The sequence below is a fragment of the Streptomyces noursei genome (assembly GCF_016917755.1).
Taxonomy (GTDB): domain Bacteria; phylum Actinomycetota; class Actinomycetes; order Streptomycetales; family Streptomycetaceae; genus Streptomyces; species Streptomyces yunnanensis.
In genome coordinates this window covers 9,062,687-9,081,158 of sequence record NZ_CP070326.1, presented here as the reverse complement: position 1 = coordinate 9,081,158, position 18,472 = coordinate 9,062,687, and the positions used below count along the sequence as shown (strand labels likewise).

General features: G+C 72.9%; 12 protein-coding genes. 5 read left to right on the top strand and 7 right to left on the bottom strand.

Translation table 11 applies throughout. The annotated features are described in order from the left end of the window. The first annotated feature begins 11 nt into the window (after nt 1-11). Nucleotides 12-914, top strand: coding sequence for a DUF6397 family protein (locus JNO44_RS39525; RefSeq protein WP_240167872.1), 903 nt, complete (start codon nt 12-14; stop codon nt 912-914). 72 nt (nt 915-986) lie between these two features. Here the strand turns inward: JNO44_RS39525 and JNO44_RS39520 are convergent, their stop codons facing one another. From JNO44_RS39520 to JNO44_RS39510, 3 genes are read right to left on the bottom strand one after another with little or no spacing between them, the layout of a single operon-like run. Next, a complete protein-coding gene (locus JNO44_RS39520; protein ID WP_205368797.1) occupies nt 987-1,232 on the bottom strand; it encodes a hypothetical protein in 246 nt (81 codons plus the stop codon). Nucleotides 1,233-1,276: 44 nt separating this feature from the next. Next, the gene (locus JNO44_RS39515; RefSeq protein ID WP_205368796.1) at nt 1,277-2,146 is read right to left on the bottom strand and encodes an acyl-CoA thioesterase; all 870 of its coding nucleotides are present in this window, start codon (nt 2,144-2,146) and stop codon (nt 1,277-1,279) included. Between the two features lie 52 nt (nt 2,147-2,198). Next, the gene (locus tag JNO44_RS39510) at nt 2,199-4,712 is read right to left on the bottom strand and encodes a DEAD/DEAH box helicase (protein ID WP_205368795.1); all 2,514 of its coding nucleotides are present in this window, start codon (nt 4,710-4,712) and stop codon (nt 2,199-2,201) included. 271 nt (nt 4,713-4,983) lie between these two features. Here JNO44_RS39510 and JNO44_RS39505 point away from each other — a divergent pair, with 271 nt between their 5' ends. Beyond that, nucleotides 4,984-5,775 (top strand): metal-dependent hydrolase, encoded by a 792-nt coding sequence (locus JNO44_RS39505; RefSeq protein ID WP_205368794.1) that lies wholly within the window; start codon nt 4,984-4,986, stop codon nt 5,773-5,775. Between the two features lie 110 nt (nt 5,776-5,885). On the opposite strand, the gene JNO44_RS39500 is transcribed toward JNO44_RS39505, so the two are convergent. Both JNO44_RS39500 and JNO44_RS39495 read right to left on the bottom strand, forming a co-directional pair. Next, on the bottom strand, nt 5,886-7,670 hold the full coding sequence (locus tag JNO44_RS39500; protein WP_205368793.1) for an ABC transporter ATP-binding protein: 1,785 nt from the start codon (nt 7,668-7,670) through the stop codon (nt 5,886-5,888). Further along, nucleotides 7,667-9,505 (bottom strand): ABC transporter transmembrane domain-containing protein, encoded by a 1,839-nt coding sequence (locus tag JNO44_RS39495; RefSeq protein ID WP_205368792.1) that lies wholly within the window; start codon nt 9,503-9,505, stop codon nt 7,667-7,669. Before JNO44_RS39495 ends, JNO44_RS39500 begins: the two co-directional genes overlap by 4 nt. A 326-nt stretch (nt 9,506-9,831) precedes the next feature. Here JNO44_RS39495 and JNO44_RS39490 point away from each other — a divergent pair, with 326 nt between their 5' ends. After that, on the top strand, nt 9,832-10,611 hold the full coding sequence (locus JNO44_RS39490; RefSeq protein WP_420882722.1) for a hypothetical protein: 780 nt from the start codon (nt 9,832-9,834) through the stop codon (nt 10,609-10,611). A 173-nt stretch (nt 10,612-10,784) separates the two neighbouring features. Further along, nucleotides 10,785-12,161 carry a cation:dicarboxylate symporter family transporter gene (locus tag JNO44_RS39485; RefSeq protein ID WP_205368791.1) on the top strand — a complete coding sequence of 459 codons (1,377 nt, stop codon included), beginning with the start codon at nt 10,785-10,787 and terminating at the stop codon, nt 12,159-12,161. Nucleotides 12,162-12,296: 135 nt separating this feature from the next. Here JNO44_RS39485 and JNO44_RS39480 read toward each other — a convergent pair whose 3' ends face one another. After that, a complete protein-coding gene (locus JNO44_RS39480; protein WP_205368790.1) occupies nt 12,297-13,730 on the bottom strand; it encodes a Gfo/Idh/MocA family protein in 1,434 nt (477 codons plus the stop codon). A gap of 328 nt (nt 13,731-14,058) precedes the next feature. On the opposite strand from JNO44_RS39480, the gene JNO44_RS39475 reads away from it, so the two are divergent. After that, nucleotides 14,059-15,480 (top strand): alpha-amylase, encoded by a 1,422-nt coding sequence (locus JNO44_RS39475; protein WP_205368789.1) that lies wholly within the window; start codon nt 14,059-14,061, stop codon nt 15,478-15,480. A gap of 13 nt (nt 15,481-15,493) precedes the next feature. Here the strand turns inward: JNO44_RS39475 and JNO44_RS39470 are convergent, their stop codons facing one another. Continuing rightward, nucleotides 15,494-18,439, bottom strand: a complete 2,946-nt coding sequence (locus tag JNO44_RS39470; protein WP_205371340.1) for an FAD-binding and (Fe-S)-binding domain-containing protein — start codon at nt 18,437-18,439, stop codon at nt 15,494-15,496. Nucleotides 18,440-18,472: the final 33 nt, after the last annotated feature.

The following is an 18,472-nucleotide window of genomic DNA, read 5'->3' as shown; positions in this document are numbered from 1 at the left end:
GGGGAAGCACCATGACGATGACAGTGATGTGCGACGGGCGGCAGACGCTCTCGATGGCGCGGGCCGCCCAGGAACTGGAGCTGCGGACCGGCGAGTTCGAACTCGCCACACAGCTCGGAGAGGTACGGACGGTACCGGCCGCGCCCGACCGCCGGCCGGGAAGCGCCGGGCCGCCCGCCCGGCACCGGGTGCCGGCGGCGGAGGTCGCCCGGCTCCAGGCCGAGCCGGGATTCCCCGAGACGCTTCGCGCACGCCTGCGCGCGGTCACCACCAATGAGGCCGCGGCGCTGATGGGCATCGGCCCCGGCCGGGCCCTGCGGCTCACCCGGGCCGGATGCGTGGGCCCCGTCCGCTTCTATGTGAACCGCTTCGGCGCGGTGGTCTGGCTCTATCTCGCCTCGGAGATCACCGAGTTCGCCGACCGCGAGCCGGAGTTGCTGCAGGGCAACACCCCCGTCGCGATGCGCGTGATGCTCACCAGCGGACAGGACTGGCGGGCCCGCCAGTGGCGCAGTCGCCGGGTCGCCCAGCTGATGGGGCGGACCGACGATCCGTGGCAGTCGGCCGCGGTGATCGCCGCGGTGCTGCCGCCGGAAGAGCTCGCCTCGGTGGCCGAGGACCCGTTGGAGCGCGCCCTGCTGCGCCGGCTGCGGCCCGTCCTCGCCTCCATGATCACGGCGACCCCGGCGGCCCGGGAATCCTTCGAACGGGTCCTGACGGCCGAGGAGTTCGACGAGGTCCTGTGGTACCGGGTCAATCTCTCCCGGGCCCTGGAGACGGCTCGCCGCGAGGATCCCGGCCGGGTCCGTCCATCGGGCACCGTCCGAGCCGGCCGGCCGCCGACCCGGGGGACGGGCCCGGGGAACAGCCCGACCTGGGGGCCGGACCCCAGAAGCCTCTCCGTACGGGCGTAGCGCCGCGGCGCGGTGGGGCCACGACGGACGGGACGGGCGAGGCGGGTGGCGGAACGGCGGGGCCGCCCGGCGTCAGCCCTGCGGCTCCCCGGCATCCCCGCGGTCGGCCACCACGGCCCGCGCGATGATGGACAGGGTCAGCGTCCGCCCCTCGCCGACGACGAGCCAGCCCTTGTCCAACAGGGATTGCAGCAACGGGCGGGCCTCGTCGCCGAGCTCGTCCGCCACGTCGTCGTCGGAGGGCGGCACGCCGGCCCGGAGGCGGAGGGCGACATGGTGGACGACGGTCTTCTCCGCCGCGGTGAGGGTGAAGTCCATGAGGCGAGCGTAAGGCGGTGCGGCCGCTGCCGCCCACGCGCCCCTCAGTCACCGAGCGGGCGGAACAGCCCCTCCTGCACCACGGAGACCAACAGGCGGCCGGCGCGGTCGTAGATGCGACCGCGGGCCAGGCCCCGGCCGCCGGTGGCGATCGGGGACTCCTGGTCGTAGAGGAACCACTCGTCCGCGCGGAAGGGACGGTGGAACCACATCGCGTGATCGAGGGAGGCCATGTCGAAGCCACGGGGGCCCCACAGGGGCTCGATCGGGATGCGGACCGCGTCCAGCAGCGTCATATCGCTGGCGTAGGTCAGCGCGCAGGTGTGCACCAGCGGGTCGTCGCCCAGCGGGCCGACGGCACGCATCCAGACGGCGCTGCGCGGTTCCGCGCCCTCGATCTCGTCCGGCGTCCAGCGCAGCCGGTCGACATAGCGGATGTCGAACGGCTGGCGGCGGGCCATCCGCTCCAGCGCCTCGGGCAGACCGCCCAGGTGCGTGCGGACCTCTTCCGCGACGTTCGGCAGTTCTTCCGGGTCGGGTACGGCCCGGCGCATCGGCAGTTGGTGTTCGAAGCCGGGTTCCGGCTTGTGGAAGGAGGCGGTCAGATTGAAGATCGTGCGTCCCTGCTGGACGGCGACGACCCGACGGGTGGTGAAGGACCGCCCGTCACGGACCCGCTCGACCTGGTACACGATCGGCACCCCCGGCCGGCCCGGCCGGAGGAAGTACGCGTGCAGCGAGTGGACCGGGCGGTCCCCTTCCGTGGTCCGCCCGGCGGCCACCAGCGCCTGGCCGGCGACCTGCCCGCCGAAGACCCGCTGGAGGCTCTCCTGCGGGCTGCGGCCACGGAAGATGTTCACCTCGATCTGCTCCAGGTCCAGCAGATCGACCAGCTTCTCGGCCGGATTCGTCATGACCGGTGGCCCTCCGTCATCTCCTTCGGCGGCCTCGGTCGAAGCCGTCGGCTCACAACTGCCCCACGTCAGTGACCCGGACCACCGCGCGTCCCTCCTCGTCGGAGGCGGCCAGGTCCACCTCGGCCGAGACACCCCAGTCGTGATCGCCGTTCGGGTCGGCGAAAGTCTGCCGCACCTTCCACAGCCCGTGCGCGGTGTCCTCGTCGATCCGCAGGAGTTTCGGGCCGCGAGCGTCCGGCCCGGTGCCCAGTTCGTCGTACTCGTCCCAGTAGGCGTCCATCGCCTCGCCCCAGGCGTCGGCGTCCCAGCCGGACTCGGCGTCCATCTCGCCGAGCTCCTCGACCTTGTCCAGCGCCGCCAGCTCCACCCGCCGGAACATCGCGTTGCGGACCAGCACGCGGAACGCCCGCGCGTTGGCGGTGACCGGCCGGACCTGATCCGCCCGCTCGGCCGCCTGCTCCGCCGTCTCCTCCTCCGGGTTGGCCAGCTGCTCCCACTCGTCCAGCAGGCTGGAGTCGACCTGCCGGACCATCTCGCCCAGCCAGGCGACGATGTCCTGGAAGTCCTCCGACTTCAGGTCGTCCGGCACGGTGTGGTCCAGCGCCTTGTACGCGCTGGCCAGGTAGCGCAGCACGATGCCCTCGGTGCGCGCCAGCTCGTAGAAGGAGGTGAACTCCGTGAAGGTCATGGCGCGTTCGTACATGTCGCGGATGACCGACTTCGGCGACAGCGGGTGGTCGCCGACCCAGGGGTGGCTCTTGCGGTAGAGGCCGTAGGCGTGCGACAGCAGCTCGTCCAGCGGCTTGGGGTACTCGACGTCCATGAGGCGCTCCATGCGGTCCTCGTACTCGACGCCGTCGGCCTTCATCTGCGCGACCGCCTCGCCCCGCGCCTTGTTCTGCTGGGCGGCCAGGATCTGCCGGGGGTCGTCCAGCGTCGACTCCACCACCGAGACCATGTCCAGCGCGTACGACGGCGACTCGGGGTCGAGCAGGTCGAAGGCCGCCAGCGCGAACGTCGACAGCGGCTGGTTGAGCGCGAAGTCCTGCTGGAGGTCCACGGTGAGGCGGACGATCCGGCCCTCCGCGTCCGGCTCCGGGAGCCGCTCGACGATCCCGCCGTCCACGAGGGAGCGGTAGATCGCGATCGCACGGCGGATGTGCCGCAGCTGGTTCCGGCGCGGCTCGTGGTTGTCCTCCAGCAGCCGTCGCATCGCCTCGAAGGCGTTGCCCGGCCGGGCGATCACCGACAGCAGCATCGCGTGCGTCACCCGGAAACGCGAGGTCAGCGGCTCGGGGTCGGAGCCGATGAGCTTCTCGAAGGTGTTCTGACCCCAGTTGACGAAGCCCTCCGGCGCCTTCTTGCGGACCACCTTGCGGCGCTTCTTCGGATCGTCGCCCGCCTTCGCCAGCGCCTTCTCGTTCTCCACGACGTGTTCCGGGGCCTGCGCGACCACGAAGCCGGCGGTGTCGAAGCCGGCCCGGCCGGCGCGGCCCGCGATCTGGTGGAACTCCCGCGCCCGCAGCGTCCGCACCCGCGTCCCGTCGTACTTCGTCAGCGCGGTGAACAGCACCGTACGGATGGGGACGTTGACGCCCACGCCGAGCGTGTCGGTGCCGCAGATCACCTTCAGCAGACCCGCCTGCGCCAGCTTCTCCACGAGCCGCCGGTACTTCGGCAGCATGCCCGCGTGGTGCACGCCGATGCCGTGCCGGACGTACCGCGAGAGGTTCCGCCCGAACTTGGTGGTGAAGCGGAAGTTCCCGATCAGCTTGGCGATCTCGTCCTTCTCGGCCCGGGTGCACATGTTGATGCTCATCAGCGCCTGCGCCCGCTCCACGGCGGCGGCCTGCGTGAAGTGCACGATGTAGACGGGCGACTGGCGGGTCTCCAGCAGCTCGGTCAGCGTCTCCGTCAGCGCCGTGCTGCGGTACTCGTACGACAGCGGCACGGGCCGGGTCGCGGAGCGGACCACCGCCGTCGACCGGCCGGTGCGCCGGGTCAGGTCCTCCTCGAAGCGCGACATGTCGCCGAGCGTCGCCGACATCAGGACGAACTGTGCCTGCGGCAGCTCCAGCAGAGGGATCTGCCAGGCCCAGCCCCGGTCCGGCTCGGCGTAGAAGTGGAACTCGTCCATCACGACCTGGCCGATGTCGGCGTACTTGCCGTCACGCAGCGCGATCGAGGCGAGCACCTCGGCGGTGCAGCAGATCACCGGGGCGTCGGAGTTGACCGACGCGTCGCCGGTGAGCATCCCGACGTTCTCGGTGCCGAACAGCTTGCACAGGTCGAAGAACTTCTCCGAGACCAGCGCCTTGATGGGCGCGGTGTAGAAGGTGACCTGGTCGTTGGCGAGCGCGGTGAAGTGCGCGCCGGCCGCCACCAGGCTCTTCCCGGAGCCGGTGGGGGTGGACAGGACGACGTTCGCCCCCGAGACCACTTCGATCAGCGCCTCCTCCTGGGCAGGGTAGAGCGAGATGCCCTGCTGTTCGGCCCAGCCCGAAAAGGCTTCGAAGAGGGCGTCGGGGTCGGCGGTGTTCGGGAGATGATCGATGAGGGTCACGCCCCCCATACTGCCTGCCTTCGGCCCGGATCCGGGAACCGGTGCTCCGGATGGAGATCAACTGGAGGCCGACGGAGGCCGGGGAGGGCGGCTCCGCGCCGCCGTCGGCCGGGGTACGCACACCCCGCGCACGGCCGGGTGCGGATCGTGTTCGCCCCGTCGCCCACCCGTGTTCCGGCCCGCCACCCACTCCCCGACCGGAGATCATCTGACGCTACGCTGTGTCGCCGACCAGGCGTCAGAAGCGCAGAACAAGGGGTGGGGAACGACCATGATGGGACCGGCGCACTCGCTGTCCGGAGCCGCGGCCTGGCTGGGGGTGGGGGCGGCAGCCTACGGCGCGGGATATCCGATGCCCTGGCCGGTGCTGGTCAGCGGCACACTGATCTGCGCCGGGGCGGCACTGGCGCCGGACCTCGACCACAAGGCCGCGACGATCTCGCGCGCCTTCGGGCCGCTGTCGCGCTGGCTGTGCGACGTGGTCGACACCCTCTCGCACGCCGCCTACAAGGCGACCAAGATGCGCGGCGACTCACACCGCTCGGGCGGCCACCGGACGCTGACCCACACCTGGCTGTGGGCGGTGCTGATCGGCGCCGGCATGTCGCTGCTCGCCATGGAGGGCGGGCGCTGGGCGGTGCTCGGCATCCTCTTCGTCCACATGGTGCTGGCCATCGAGGGGCTGCTGTGGCGGGCGGCGCGGGTCTCCAGCGATGTGCTGGTGTGGCTGCTCGGCGCCGCGGCGGCGTGGATCCTGGCCCAGGAGATGGACCTGCCGGGCAACGGCGCGAGTTGGCTGTTCACCGAGCCGGGGCAGGAGTACCTCTGGCTCGGCCTGCCGATCATGCTGGGCGCGCTGGTGCACGACATCGGCGACGCGCTGACCGTCTCGGGCTGCCCGATCCTGTGGCCCATCCCGATAGGCCGCAAGCGCTGGTACCCGCTGGGCACGCCCAAGCCGATGCGCTTCCGGGCCGGCAGCAAGGTGGAGCTGAAGGTGCTGATGCCGGCGTTCATGCTGCTGGGCGGCCTCGGCGCGCTGGGGGCACTGGGCTACATCTGACCCGTGCGACCCGTGCGACCCGTGCGGGCCTGCGGCCTCGCCCGGCTCGTCCGGTCCCGTTCCCCGGTGGCGCCCCACGGATCCGTGGGGCGCCACCGGGCGTCCGCGGCTCAGCCGTGCCAGGACCGCCACAGCGCCGCGTAGGCGCCGTCGGCCGCGACCAGCTCCCGGTGGCTGCCCAGTTCGCTGATCCGGCCGTCCTCGACGACCGCGATGACATCGGCGTCGTGGGCGGTGTGCAGCCGATGGGCGATGGCCACGACCGTGCGCCCGTCCAGGACCTTGCCCAGCGACCGCTCCAGATGACGGGCGGCGCGCGGGTCCAGGAGCGACGTCGCCTCGTCGAGCACCAAGGTGTGCGGGTCGGCCAGCACCAGGCGGGCCAGCGCGACCTGCTGGGCCCGGGCGGGTGTCAGGGCCGTGCCGCCGGAGCCGACCTCGGTGTCCAGACCGCCGGGCAGGGCGCGGGCCCAGGCGTCCGCGTCCACCGCACCCAGGGCCGCCCAGAGTTCGGCGTCGGCCGCGTCCGTGCGGGCCAGCAGCAGGTTGTCGCGCAGCGTTCCGACGAAGACGTGGTGCTCCTGATTGACCAGGGCGACGTGCTCCCGCACGCGTTCGGCGGGCATCGCGGAGAGCTCGGCGCCGCCCAACGACACCGAGCCGGCCCGCGGCCCGTAGATGCCGGCCAGCAGTCGGCCCAGCGTGGACTTCCCGGCGCCGGACGGGCCGACCAGCGCGACCCGGCTGCCCGGGCGCACGCTCAGCGAGACCTGGCGCAGCACGTCGACGCCGGCGCGGTAGCCGAAGCTGACGTCCTCGGCGCGCATCTCCCGGCCGCCGGGGACCACCGAGGCGTCGGCGGCCTCCGGCTCGATCTCGCGGACGCCGACGAGCCGGGCGATCGACACCTGGGCCACCTGGAGCTCGTCGTACCAGCGCAGGATCAGGTTGACCGGTTCGGCGAGCATCTGCGCCAGCAGCGCGCCGGTGGTCAGCTGCCCCGGGGTGAGCCAGCCGTGCAGCACGAACACCCCGCCGAGCACCACGACCGCGCCGAGGATCACCACATGGGTGACGTTGATGACCGGGAAGAGGACCGAGCGGAGGGAGAGGGTGTAGCGCTCCCACTGGGTCCAGGCGCGGATCCGGTGCTCCGACAGCGCGATCCGGCGGGTGTTCAAGCGGTGCGCCTCGATGGTGCGGCCGGCGTCCACGGACTCGGTGAGGACGGCGGAGACCGCGGCGTAGCCGGCGGCCTCGGAGCGGTAGGCGGCGGGCGCGCGCTTGAAGTACCAGCGGCAGCCGACGATCAGCACCGGCAGCGCGATAAGCACGGACAGCGCGAGCGGCGGTGCGGTGACGGTGAGCCCGCCGAGCAGCAGACCGGCCCAGACGACACCGATGGACAGCTGCGGTACGGCCTCCCGCATCGCCTCGGCGAGCCGGTCGATGTCGGTGGTGATCCGGGACAGCAGGTCGCCGGTGCCGGCCCGCTCCAGGACGCCCGGCGGCAGGGCGACCGACCGGACGAGGAAGTCCTCGCGCAGGTCCGCCAGGACCCGTTCGCCGAGCATGGCCCCGCGCAGCCGCACCATGCGGACGAACGCCGTCTGGACGACCAGGGCGAGCGCGAACAGGCCGATGGTGCGGCCGAGTTGGATCTGTCCGCCGCGGCCCGCGGACAGGTCCTCGACCAGGCCGCCGAGGAGATAGGGCCCGGCCATCGAGGCGATGACCGCGACGGCGTTGACGGTGACCAGGACGGTGAAGTCCCGGCGGTGGCGGCGGATCAGCTCGGCCACATAGGCGCGCACCGTCGCCGGCGAGCCGACCGGCAGGGTGTCGACGGTCGTGGGCGTGTTGGGATCGTGCTCCGGCGGGGCCAGGCCGATCATGCGGTCTCCTCGATGACGGTGCGGTCGGTGGTGTGCGGCGTCGCGGGGGCGGGGTCCGGTTCGCGGGTGACGACGGCGCGGTACTCCGCGTGGGTGTGCAGCAGTTCGCGGTGCGGTGCCTCGCCGGCGACCTTGCCCTGCTGGAGGAAGACGACGTGGTCGGCGCGGTCCAGGAGGAGCGGGCTGGAGGTGAGGAGCACGGTCGTGCGGCCCGCCCGGATCTCCCGCAGTCCGTCGGCGACCCGGGCCTCGGTGTGCGCGTCGACGGCGCTGGTCGGTTCGTCCAGCACCAGCACCTCGGGGTCGGCGACCAGCGACCTGGCCAGGGCCAGCCGCTGGCGCTGGCCGCCGGAGAGCGACCTGCCGCGTTCGGTGATGTGGGTGTGCATCGGGTCGCCGGAGTCGTCGGCGGACGCCTGGGCCAACGCGGCCAGCACATCGCCGCATTGGGCCGCGTCGAGCGCCGCCTCGTTGGTGACCCGGCCGGACGCCGGGACGTCGAGGAGCTCCCCGAGCGTCCCGGAGAGCAGTACGGGGTCCTTGTCCTGGACCAGGACGGCGGTCCGGGCGGTGCCGCGGGGGACGTCGTCCAGCGGGGTGCCGCCGAGGACGACGGAGAGCGGACGGGGCGACTCCGCCTCGCCGGCGTCCGGGCCGGTGGCCGCCGGGGCCGGGTCCTGGTGCGGGGGATGGCCGCCGAGGCGTTCGGCGAGCCGGCCCGCGGCGTCCGGGTCGCCGCACACCACGGCGGTCAGCCGGCCGGCCCGCGCGGTCAGCCCGCTGACCGGGTCGTGGAGGTCGCCGGACGGCGGTTCCGGGTCGGTCAACCGCCCGCCCGCCGGCCGGCTCAGTGCCAGGACGCGTGCCGTGCGCTCCGCCGCCGGCCGGGAGAAGGACCAGGACATCGTCATCTCCTCGAAGTGGCGCAGCGGGTAGAGCAGGAAGGAGACCGCGCCGTAGATGGTGACGAGTTCGCCGACCGTGATCCGGCCGTCGAGCGCGAGGCCGACGCCGTGCCAGACGACGGCGATCAGCAGCAGGCCGGGCAGGGCGACCTGCACGGCCGAGATCAGCGACCACATGCGGGCGCTGCGGACGGCGGCCCGACGGACCTCCTGGGAGGCGCTGCGGTAGCGGCCGAGGAAGAGTTCCTCACCGCCGATCCCGCGCAGGACCCGGAGCCCGGCGACGGTGTCGGAGGCGAGTTCGGTGGCCCGCCCGGCCTTCTCGCGCTGGGCGTCGGCCCGGCGGGTGGCCGGCGGCAGCAGCGGCAGGACGGCCAGCGCCAGCAGGGGTGTGCCGAGGGCCACCACGAGGCCGAGCTGCGGCTGGTAGACCACGAGCGCGAGGCAGACGCCGACCGAGGCCACCAGGGCCGCGCCGAAGCGGGACAGCGTCTCGACGAACCATCCGATGTGCTCCAGGTCGCCGGTGCTGACCGCGACGATCTCGCCGGCCGCCACCCGGCGGGTCATCGCCCCGCCGAGTTCGGAGGTCTTGCGGGCGAGCAGCTGCTGCATCCGGGCCACCGTGACGATCCAGTTGGTCACGGCCGCGCGGTGCAGCATGATGTCGCCGACCGCGACCAGCCCGCCGAGCACCGCCAGCAGACCGCCCGCCAGCACCAGCCGGGCGCCGTGGCCGTCCACCGCGGCCTGCACGGCGAGGCCCACCGGCAGCGGGAACGACGCCATCGCGGCCATGTGCACCAGCCCCCAGAAGAGGGCCTTGGTCTGCCCGCCGAGCTGTTTCCGGCACAGCCACACGAGGAATCTGCTGCCCGTACGGACGTCGGGGACGCCGGGGTCGGGGTGGGGAAGATCGCGAATGCGCATGATGTCCAAGGAGTTGTCGCGGCGAGTGGGGGTGGGCCGAGCGCGCCCGGCGGGCCGGCAGCGGCGGTGGTGGTCGTCGGGGGAGTGGTGACACGCGGTCCGGGCAGGCCGGCGCGGCCCTCGCGCCTTGGTGACAGGCCCCGGCGCGAGCGGGGGCACAGGGAAGGTTCGCGTGCCGGGCGGCCCGGTTTCAAACCGTTTTTCCACCGAAAGCCGGTAAAGCCGACGGTTCTTCCGGGCCGTGGACGCCGGCGGACCCGCAGCCGACGGCGGGCTCGCGGACACGGCGGCCGGCGGGCGAAGGATCGTCGGGGTGCGGTGGGAGCATGGGCGTCATGCGGACAGCGGGCGGTGTGGTGCGGATGGCGGCGGTGGCCGCGGCGACGGCGTTCCTCGTGGCGGGCTGCGGAGCCGGTGGCGAGGGCGGCCGGGACGGCAAGGGCGGCAGGGGGGCCGAGGGGGACGGCGTCGGGGCGCGGCCGCATCCCGGAGGGTCGGCCGGCGGCGGGCCGGACCCCGCGCACCCCGCGGGCGTCCCCGGCGTCGGCGCGGCGCTGCGGGCGCGGATCCCGGCCGCCACCCGCCAGGTCGTCGCGGTCTACGGCGCGGGCCCGAACTCCCCTGACGCGACGGTGGTGCTGTACGAGAAGGACGCCAACGAATGGAAGCGCAAGGGGAGTTGGCCGGCGCACAACGGGCGGCGCGGTTGGACGCCGGACCATCACGAGGACGACCAGCGCAGCCCGGTCGGGGTCTTCTCGCTGACCGACGCCGGTGGCGTGCTCCCCGATCCGGGGACCCGGCTGCCCTACACGCACGCGGCGGCATTCACCCCGCCAGCGTACTGGTCGAAGAACACCCGTCACGATTTCGACTACGTGGTGGCGATCAACTACAACCGGGTCGTCGGGGCGTCCCCGCTGGATCCCACGCGCCCCCAGGGGCAGTCCAAGGGCGGCGGGGTCTGGCTCCATCTGGACCACGGGAGCGGGACCTCGGCCTGCGTGAGTGTGGCGAAGTCCGCGATGGCGGCGCTGCTGCGGGCGCTCGATCCGGCGCGGCACCCGGTCGTGGTGATGGGGGACAGGGCCCACCTGTCCGGCTGAGTCCGCCGCTCCCGCCATGGGGGCGGAAGCCCGGACGCGCCGCTCCTTGGATCAAGCTCCAAGATTTCACGGGAAGTTCCCCGCGCTCTTTCGGGAGAAACGACAACCGGCCATAGTGGCGGACCGCGGAAATATGTTTCCGCATTTCAAAATCCGTCCATGGAGGAGTGCCCGTGCCGCACGCCACCGGAAGCATCGCCCGCCGTGCCGGGCGGTTGTTGCGCACCAGCCTGTTCACCCAGGTGCTGCTCGCCCTGCTGCTCGGTGTCCTGGTCGGACGCCTCTGGCCGCAGGCGGGCTCCTCGCTCCAGCCGCTCGGGGACGGCTTCGTCCGCCTCATCAAGGCGGTCATCTCCCCGCTCGTCTTCTGCGTCGTCGTCGCCGGCATCACCAAGGCGGGTGACCTCAAGTCCTTCGGGCGGATCGGGGTCAAGGCCCTGATCTGGTTCGAGGCGGCGACCAGCATCGCCCTGGTCGTGGGCCTGTTGGCGGCCAACGTCTTCAGCCCCGGCGCCGGGATGCACGTCGATCCGGCCTCCCTCGACAAGGGTGCGGTGGACGCCAGGACCGGTGGCGGAAAACTGCCCTCCGCGAGCCAGTTCGTCCTGGAGGCGCTGCCGGACAGCGCGGTCGGTGCGTTCGCCGAGAACTCGCTGCTCCAAGTCCTGGTACTGGCGTGCCTGGTGGGGGCGGCGCTGCTGCACCTCGGGCAGCGGCGCGTGCCCCAGTTGCTGCCGCTCATCGAGCAGACCCAGGACGTGGTCTTCACCATCGTCGGCTACATCATGAGGCTCGCCCCGCTCGCGGTCTTCGGAGCCACCGCCCACCTCGTCGGCCAGTACGGGCTGGGTGCGATGTCGACGTACGGCAAGCTGATCGCGGTCTGCTACGGCGTCGCGCTGGTCTTCCTCGTCCTGCTGGGGCTCGCCCTCAAGGCCGTCACCGGGCTCAGCCTGTGGAAGTTCGTCCGCTACACCCGCGAGGAACTGCTGCTGGCGCTGGGTACCGGCTCCAGCGAGACCGTGATGCCGCGGATGATGCAGAAGCTGCGGGCCGCCGGCTGCCGGGACGACGCGGTCGGCCTGGTGCTGCCCACCGGGTACTCCTTCAACCTCGACGGCGCCTCCATCTACCTCTCCGTCGGAACGCTCTTCATCGCCCAGGCCATCGGCGTCCACCTCTCGCTCGGCCAGCAGATCACCGTCGTCCTGGTGCTGATGCTGACCAGCAAGGGCATGGCGGGTGTGCCCGGTTCGGCGTTCCTGGCGCTGTCCGCGACCGCCACCGCGCTGGGCGTCATCCCGGCCGCCGCGGTCGCCCTGCTGCTCGGCGTCGACCGGATCATGGACTCCATGCGGGTGGCGACCAACCTGCTCGGCAACTGCGTCGCGGTCTTCGCGGTGTCCCGCTGGGAGGGGGCGCTGGACCGGGTGACGGCCAAGCAGGTCCTGGCCGGCGCGGCCCCGGCCGGCAAGGCGCCGCAGCCGGCCCCCGCCCCGGCCGGCCAGGAGGAGCCGGACGACGCCACCGTCGCCCCCGGAGAGAAGTGACGGCCGGAGGGCGGCAGTCGGAGGGCAGTGAGCGCGGCGTGTGGTGACGCCCGGGACCCGGTGGCGGACGGCCTGCCACCGGGCCCCGGACGTCTACCGGAGGTCAGGAGGGGCGCGGGAGCCCCGCGCGCCCGGTCACTCGGCGGGCTTCTGGGAGTCCATCCCCGGCCGCGCCTTCCGCCACAGCCCCCGGGTGAAGTCCGGGATCTCCTGCGGGGCGCCCTGCGCCTTGATCGAGCGGTCGCTCAGCGCCACCGGCGCGGACCAGGTCGCCGCGTCATAGACGTCGAAGTCCGGTACCAGGCCGAGACGCAGGCACTGGGTCAGCCGGAGGACCAGCATGTAGTCCATCCCGCCGTGGCCGCCGGGCGGGTTGGCGTGCTCCTTCCACAGCCAGTGGTCCCACTCCGCGTACCGGCCGAAGTCGCCCCACTCGTCGTTGTTCTGGTCGGGCTCCAGGTAGATCCGCTCGGGGTAGTCCTCGAAGAGGCCCTTCGTGCCGCCGAGGCTGTTGATCCGGCTGTAGGGGTGCGGGGTGGAGACGTCGTGCTCCAGCCGGATCACCCGGCCCTTGGCGGTCTGCACCAGGCTGATCGTCCGGTCGCTCTCGATGTAGGACTCCTTCCAGCTGGGGTCGCCGGGCGGCATGTGCTCCTTGCGATACGCGGCCAGGCCCCGCGCCTGCGAGCCGAAGCTGGCGATCCGCACCGCACGGTCGCCACGGTTGACGTCCATGTAGTTGGCGACCGGCCCGAAGCCGTGGTTGGGGTAGAGGTCGCCGCGCATCCGGGTGTGCCACAGCCGGCGCCAGGGCCCCTCGTAGTACGTCGGATCGAACATCAGACCCCGCAGGTCATGGATGTACGCCCCGGCGCCGTGCAGCAGTTCGCCGAAGAGGCCGGCGTGCGCCATCCGCAGCACCCGCATCTCGTTCCTGCCGTAACAGCAGTTCTCCAGTTGGAGGCAGTGTCTGCGGGTGCGCTCGGAGAGGTCCACCAGTTCCCACAGCTGGTCCAGGCGCAGCGCCAGCGGGCATTCGGTGCCGACGTGCTTGCCGTTGAGCAGGGCGGTCCTCGCCATCTCGAAGTGCAGGTCCCAGGGCGTCGCCGCGTAGACGAAGTCGATGTCGGTGCGCCGGCAGAGGTTTTCGAAGTCGTGCTGGCCGTTGGTGTAGACGGCGGGCGCGGGCTGCCCGGCCTTGGTGACCTTCGCCGCGGCCTTGGCGACCTTGTCCTTCACCGGGTCGCAGAGCGCCACGACCCGGACGTCCGGCATCGCCAGGAACAGGTCGATCATGCTGCCGCCCCGGTTGCCGAGGCCGATGATGCCGATGCGGACCGTGCTGCGCGGTTCGAACGGCACCCCGATCATGGTTCTGCCCTGGGGCCTGGGGGGCGCGGCGGCGGCCTCGGCCGAGCCGGCCGCGCCGGGTGCGGCCGCGGCCGCCGGCCCGCTGCCCAGCCCGGCGAACCCCAGTCCGGCGCCCGCCGCGCCGGCGGTCCACAGGACCGAACGGCGGCTGGGTCCGGCCTCGTTGGGCTCCTGGTTCTGCGGTTGTGCCTCGTGCATCGGTCCTCCAAAGGAGCGGATCGTACGCGGGACAGTCGTGAACCTCGGTGAGGACCCTGTCGGTTGGGTGGCCTGGGGCACAAGAGGGCCCATTGGACTCTTGGTACGCGTACGTGGACTCTTCGTGCCCGTCCGCGGAGGCCGCGCGGCGGTGCCCCGTCCGCTTCCTTCAGTGCCTTTCGCAAGAGCCTGAAAAGCCTTGCCGAATGTCTTGACGTGTCCACGCGCGAAAAGGCAGGCTCCGAAGCGGAATCCCCCCATGGCGGCCTGGCGCGTGGCTGCTCTCGTGGGCGCGGTCCCCGTGCCCCATGACGAAGGAGCCTTCACCATGCAGCGACGCAGGAGGCGCAACCGCGCCGTGCCGAAGGAGCCGCGCGGCGGGCACCGCTCCCGGACGCTGGGCAGAACGTTGACCGGCGCACTGGCCGCGGCGGGCCTGGCCGCCCTCGCCCCCTGGCCCTCGCAGGCCACCCCACCCGGCGACCGGACCGTCACCGCCACCCTCTTCGAGTGGAAGTACGCCGACGTCGCCCGGGCCTGCACCGACCAACTCGGCCCGGCCGGCTACGGCTACGTCGAGGTCTCGCCCGCCTCCGAGCACATCCAGGGCGACCAGTGGTGGACCTCGTACCAGCCGGTCAGCTACAAGATCGCCGGCCGGCTGGGCGACCGCGCCGCGTTCGCCTCGATGGTCGGCACCTGTCACGCCGCCGGCGTCAAGGTCATCGCCGACGCGGTCATCAACCACATGGCGGCCGGATCCGGCACCGGCACCGGCGGAACCCAGTACACCAAGTACAACTACCCCGGCTCCTACCAGGACTGGGACTTCCACGGCTGCCGCCGGAACATCTCCGACTACACCAACCGCGACGACGTCCAGAACTGCGAACTGGTCGGCCTCGCGGACCTCGACACCGGCAGCGACTACGTCCGCACCACCCTCGCCAAGTACCTCGACGACCTGCGGTCACTGGGCGTGGACGGCTTCCGGATCGATGCCGCCAAGCACATCGCCGCCGCCGACCTCGCCGCCATCAAGGGCAAGATGAAGGACCCGGGGTACTGGGTGCAGGAGGTCGTCTACGGCGCCGGCGAGGCCGTCCAGCCCGACGAGTACACCGGCACCGGCGACGTCGACGAGTTCCGCTACGGCACCCACCTCAAGAGCGCCTTCCAGAGCGGCAACCTCGCCCAGCTGAAGTCCGTCGCCGACGGCAAGCTCGGCAGCGACCGGGCCCGTACGTTCGTCGACAACTGGGACACCGAGCGCAACGGTTCGACCCTGACGTACAAGGACGGCGCCGCGTACACCCTCGCCAACGTCTTCATGCTCGCCTCGCCGTACGGCTCGCCGAACGTCTACTCCGGCTACCAGTGGTCCGACAAGGACGCCGGCCCGCCCGCCTCCGGAAGCTCCGGCTGGACCGACGAGCACGCCAAACGGGAGATCACCGGCATGGTGGGCTTCCGCAACGCGGTGGGCTCGGCGGGGCTGACCAACTGGTGGGACAACGGGGGCAACGCGATCGCCTTCGGGCGGGGCTCGGCGGGGTTCGTCGCCCTCAACGCCGGGGACGGGGCGGTGAACCGGACGTTCGCGACGTCGTTGCCGGCCGGGACGTACTGCGATGTGGTCGCGGCGGACCCGTCGGCGTGCGACGGGCACACGGTGACCGTGGGCGGCGACGGGCAGGCGCAGCTCACCGTGCCCGCGCACGGCGCCGTGGCCCTGCGCCTGGCCCGCTGACGCCCGCGCGTCCTCACCCGCCGGCCGGGTCGGAGGTGCCCGGTCGTGTGGCCCACTCCAGGGCGAGGAGGGCCGAGCGGTACCCCCGGCCGTCTGTGGCGTGGTCCATGCCGATCTCGCACATGCGGTTGGCCGAGAGGTGCGCGTCGAAGTGGCGGGCGGTGACCTCGGCCGCCTCCTTCGCCGTGGCGGACTCGGTCAACTCCCGGTGCAGCAGGCCGCGATCGCCGGCGAAGGCGCAGCAGCCCGCGTCGTCGGGGACCACCACCTCGCGGGCGCACGCCTCGGCGACCCGCCGCAACTCCCCCTCGTCGCCCAGGTGCTGCATGGCGCAGGTGGGGTGGAGGACGGCGGAGCCGAGGGTGCGGTGGACCGCCAGGTCGGGGAGGAGGTCCGCGGCCCAGACGACCGAGTCCACGACGGTCAGTTCGGCGTGCAGCGAGCGGTTGAACGGGGTGAGGTGCGGCTCGACCTCGTGGGCCAGGCCCAGGGCGCAGGAGGACGCGTCCACCAGCAGCGGCAGCTGTCCGCCGGCCGTCCAGCCCCAGGCCGCCTCGACGACGCGGTTGGCCATCAGGCGGTTGCCCCGCTCGTAGCCCTTGGAGTGCCAGATGGTGGCGCAGCAGGTGCCGGTGACGTCCGGCGGGATCCACACCGGGCGGCCGGCCCGCCGGGCGAGCGCCACCACCGCCTCGGGGAGGGACGGCCCGCGGTGGTCGGCGGGTCCGCCGAAGATCCGGTTGACGCAGGCCGGGTAGTACACCGCGGTCGCGTCGGTCCGGCGCGTCCGGGGCAGCCGGCGGGCCGCGGCGCCGGGGAGCCGCGGCAGCCACTCCGGCACCAGGTCGGGGCGGACGGCCCTGCGGGCCGCGCCGGTCACCGTCGTCAGCCACCGGTCGTCCAGCCGCCCGGCGGCGGCCACCGCCAGCCGGGCGGCCCGCTCGACCGCCGCGAAGTGCCGGGCGGTCCGCTCGGCGATCCACTCCTCGCGCGGGGAGTGCCGCCGGTGCCGGAAGTCCCTCATCAGCGCGCCGGTGTCGATGCCGACCGGGCAGGCCAGCTTGCAGGTGGAGTCGCCGGCGCAGGTGTCCACCGCGTCGTAGCCGTAGGCGTCCAGCAGTGCGTCGCTGACCGCGGAGCGGGGCGGTTGGCGGTGCATCTCGCGGCGCAGCACGATCCGCTGGCGGGGGGTGGTGGTCAGGTCCTCGCTGGGGCAGGTCGGTTCGCAGAAGCCGCACTCGATGCACGGGTCGGCGACCGCCTCGACCCGGGGGATCGTCTTCAGCCCGCGCAGATGCGCCCGCGGGTCGCGGTCGAGGAGGATCCGCGGGGCGAGGATGCCCCCGGGGTCCACCGTCTCCTTGATCCGCCACATCAACTCCGTGGCCCGCGGCCCCCATTCCAGCTCCAGGAACGGCGCGATGTTCCGGCCGGTGGCGTGCTCGGCCTTGAGCGAGCCGTCGAACCGCGCGACGGTCAGCCGGCAGAAGTCGTCCATGAAGGCGGCGTAGCGGGCCACGTCGTCGGGGTCGGCGGCGTCGAAGGCGAGCAGGAAGTGCAGGTTGCCGTGGGCGGCGTGGCCGGCGACCGCGGCGTCGAAGCCGTGCCGGTCCTGGAGTTCCAGCAGCGCCGTGCAGGCGTCGGCGAGCCGGACCGGCGGGACCGCGAAGTCCTCGGTGATCAGGGTCGTACCGGACGGGCGGGAGCCGCCGACCGCGGTGACGAACGCCTTGCGGGCCTTCCAGTAGCCGCCGATCACGGCCGCGTCCCGGGTGAAGGCGTTGGCGACCGACGGCACCGGGGCGACCAGCTCCAGCCCGTCCAGCGCCCGCGCCGCCGCCTCCTCGTACGCCCGCTGCGCCGCCTCGTCCGGCGCCCGGAACTCCACCAGCAGCGCGGCGGTCTCCTTGGGCAGCTCCGCCCAGTCGGCGGGCACCCCGGACACCCGCACCGACGCGCGCAGGGTGTTGCCGTCCATCAGCTCCACGGCCCGGGCGCCCGCCTCGGTGAAGCGCGGGACGGCGGCGGCCGCGGCGGCGAGGGAGGGGAAGAAGAGCAGCGCGCTGGAGGTGTGCCGGTCCAGCGGCAGGGTCGTGAAGACCGTCTCGGCGATGAAGCCGAGGGTCCCCTCGGAGCCGACCAGCAGCCCGCGCAGGATGTCCACCGGCGTCCGCCCGTCGAGGAAGGCGTCCAGGCGGTAGCCGTTGGTGTTCTTGATCGTGTACTTGGCGCGGATCCGGGCGACCAGCTCCGGGTCCGCCTCGATCTCCGCCTTGAGGGCCAGCAGTTCGGTGCAGAGCACCGGTTCGGCACGCGCCAACCGGGCGTCGGCGTCCGGGCGCGCGGTGTCGACGACGGTGCCGGACGGCAGCACGAAGGTCAGCGAGTCCAGCGTCCGGTAGGAGTTGCGGGTGGTGCCGGCGGTCATCCCGGAGGCGTTGTTGGCGACCACCCCGCCCACGGTGCAGGCGATGGCGCTGGCCGGGTCGGGGCCCAGCAGCCGGCCGTACCGGGCGAGCGTGACGTTGGCCCGCAGGACGGTGGTGCCGGGCCGGATCCGGGCCCGGGCGCCGTCGTCCAGCACCTCGATCCCGGCCCAGTGGCGGCGCACGTCGACGAGGATGTCCTCGCCCTGCGCCTGGCCGTTGAGGGACGTCCCGGCGGCCCGGAAGACCACATGGCGGCCGTGGGCGCGGGCATAGGCGAACACCGCGGCGATGTCCTCGGTGGTCTCGGCGACCACCACGACCTGCGGGAGGAAGCGGTACGGGCTGGCGTCGGAGGCGTAGCGCACCAGGTCGGAGACCGTGTGCCGCACCTTGTCCGGGCCGAGCAGCGCGATCAGGTCGCCGCGCAGCGGCTCGGGGGTGCCGGCCGCCAGCCGCTCGGGCACCCGGTCCGGTGCGGGCCGGGTGGTGCGGGGCCGCAGGGCCTCGGGTGTGGGCTCCAGCAGGGGCACGGTCACCTCCGGTTGACTGCGCGTCAGGTGGCG

Bases quoted from the DNA above. Each gene is read 5' to 3' on its own strand.
- JNO44_RS39525 (WP_240167872.1), top strand. From the start codon at position 12: ATGACGATGACAGTGATGTGCGACGGGCGGCAGACGCTCTCGATGGCG.
- JNO44_RS39520 (WP_205368797.1), bottom strand. From the start codon at position 1,232: ATGGACTTCACCCTCACCGCGGCGGAGAAGACCGTCGTCCACCATGTC.
- JNO44_RS39515 (WP_205368796.1), bottom strand. From the start codon at position 2,146: ATGACGAATCCGGCCGAGAAGCTGGTCGATCTGCTGGACCTGGAGCAG.
- JNO44_RS39505 (WP_205368794.1), top strand. From the start codon at position 4,984: ATGATGGGACCGGCGCACTCGCTGTCCGGAGCCGCGGCCTGGCTGGGG.
- JNO44_RS39500 (WP_205368793.1), bottom strand. From the start codon at position 7,670: ATGATCGGCCTGGCCCCGCCGGAGCACGATCCCAACACGCCCACGACC.
- JNO44_RS39495 (WP_205368792.1), bottom strand. From the start codon at position 9,505: ATGCGCATTCGCGATCTTCCCCACCCCGACCCCGGCGTCCCCGACGTC.
- JNO44_RS39490 (WP_420882722.1), top strand. From the start codon at position 9,832: ATGGGCGTCATGCGGACAGCGGGCGGTGTGGTGCGGATGGCGGCGGTG.
- JNO44_RS39480 (WP_205368790.1), bottom strand. From the start codon at position 13,730: ATGCACGAGGCACAACCGCAGAACCAGGAGCCCAACGAGGCCGGACCC.
- JNO44_RS39475 (WP_205368789.1), top strand. From the start codon at position 14,059: ATGCAGCGACGCAGGAGGCGCAACCGCGCCGTGCCGAAGGAGCCGCGC.